The following is a 1,642-nucleotide window of genomic DNA, read 5'->3' on the forward strand; positions in this document are numbered from 1 at the left end:
CGGAATTCAAGGGGATGGGACGAGTGCACTTGTGCACGAAGCAATCGGAAGTGGTTCCAAGAAAAGCCTCTAAGCTTCAGTCATACGAGACCGTACCGCAAACCGACACAGGTGGGCGAGATGAGTATTCTAAGGCGCTTGAGAGAACTCGGGAGAAGGAACTCGGCAAATTGGTACCGTAACTTCGGGAAAAGGTACGCCCCGGTAGCTTGATTGGTTTACTCCATGAGGGTGAAAGGGTTGCAATAAACTGGTGGCTGCGACTGTTTAATAAAAACACAGCACTCTGCAAACACGAAAGTGGACGTATAGGGTGTGACGCCTGCCCGGTGCTGGAAGATTAAATGATGGGGTGCAAGCTCTTGATTGAAGTCCCAGTAAACGGCGGCCGTAACTATAACGGTCCTAAGGTAGCGAAATTCCTTGTCGGGTAAGTTCCGACCTGCACGAATGGCGTAACGATGGCCACACTGTCTCCTCCCGAGACTCAGCGAAGTTGAAATGTTTGTGATGATGCAATCTACCCGCGGCTAGACGGAAAGACCCCATGAACCTTTACTGTAGCTTTGCATTGGACTTTGAACCAATCTGTGTAGGATAGGTGGGAGGCTTTGAAGCGGGGACGCTAGTTCTCGTGGAGCCAACCTTGAAATACCACCCTGGTTTGTTTGAGGTTCTAACCTTGGTCCGTTATCCGGATCGGGGACAGTGCATGGTAGGCAGTTTGACTGGGGCGGTCTCCTCCTAAAGTGTAACGGAGGAGTTCGAAGGTACGCTAGATACGGTCGGACATCGTGTTGATAGTGCAATGGCATAAGCGTGCTTAACTGCGAGACTGACAAGTCGAGCAGGTACGAAAGTAGGACATAGTGATCCGGTGGTTCTGTATGGAAGGGCCATCGCTCAACGGATAAAAGGTACTCTGGGGATAACAGGCTGATTCCTCCCAAGAGTTCATATCGACGGGGGAGTTTGGCACCTCGATGTCGGCTCATCACATCCTGGGGCTGTAGCCGGTCCCAAGGGTATGGCTGTTCGCCATTTAAAGTGGTACGTGAGCTGGGTTTAAAACGTCGTGAGACAGTTTGGTCCCTATCTGCCGTGGGCGTTGGAAATTTGAAGGGGGCTGCTCCTAGTACGAGAGGACCGGAGTGGACGAACCTCTGGTGTACCGGTTGTCACGCCAGTGGCATTGCCGGGTAGCTAAGTTCGGAAGAGATAACCGCTGAAAGCATCTAAGCGGGAAACTTGCCTTGAGATGAGATTTCCCAGAGCCTTGAGCTCTTTGAAGGGTCGTTCGAGACCAGGACGTTGATAGGCTGGGTGTGGAAGTGCAGTAATGCATTAAGCTAACCAGTACTAATTGCCCGTACGGCTTGTCCCTATAACCTTAGCAGGTACAGAGGATAAGACGGTACAACGTTGCGTGTGTGTTGATACCATTCATTACCCCAATCTTTGCTTCTTCCAGATTCATGGCCTTGTCGTCCTACAGGAGACAAGCGCCAGTACAAGTTATGCCTGATGACCATAGCAAGTTGGTCCCACCCCTTCCCATCCCGAACAGGACCGTGAAACAACTTTGCGCCGATGATAGTGCTGCAACCAGTGTGAAAGTAGGTTATCGTCAGGCTTGTTATTC

General features: G+C 51.1%; 2 rRNA genes. Both read left to right on the forward strand.

Annotated elements, in window-relative coordinates:
- Positions 1-1,384, forward strand: a 23S ribosomal RNA gene (locus ACZ92H_RS29350); the annotation flags it as partial.
- A 136-nt stretch (positions 1,385-1,520) separates the two neighbouring features.
- Positions 1,521-1,633: ribosomal RNA gene (gene rrf, locus ACZ92H_RS29355) — 5S ribosomal RNA — on the forward strand.
- The last annotated feature ends 9 nt before the right edge of the window (positions 1,634-1,642 follow it).

It is taken from the genome of Janthinobacterium foliorum, from assembly GCF_978021625.1.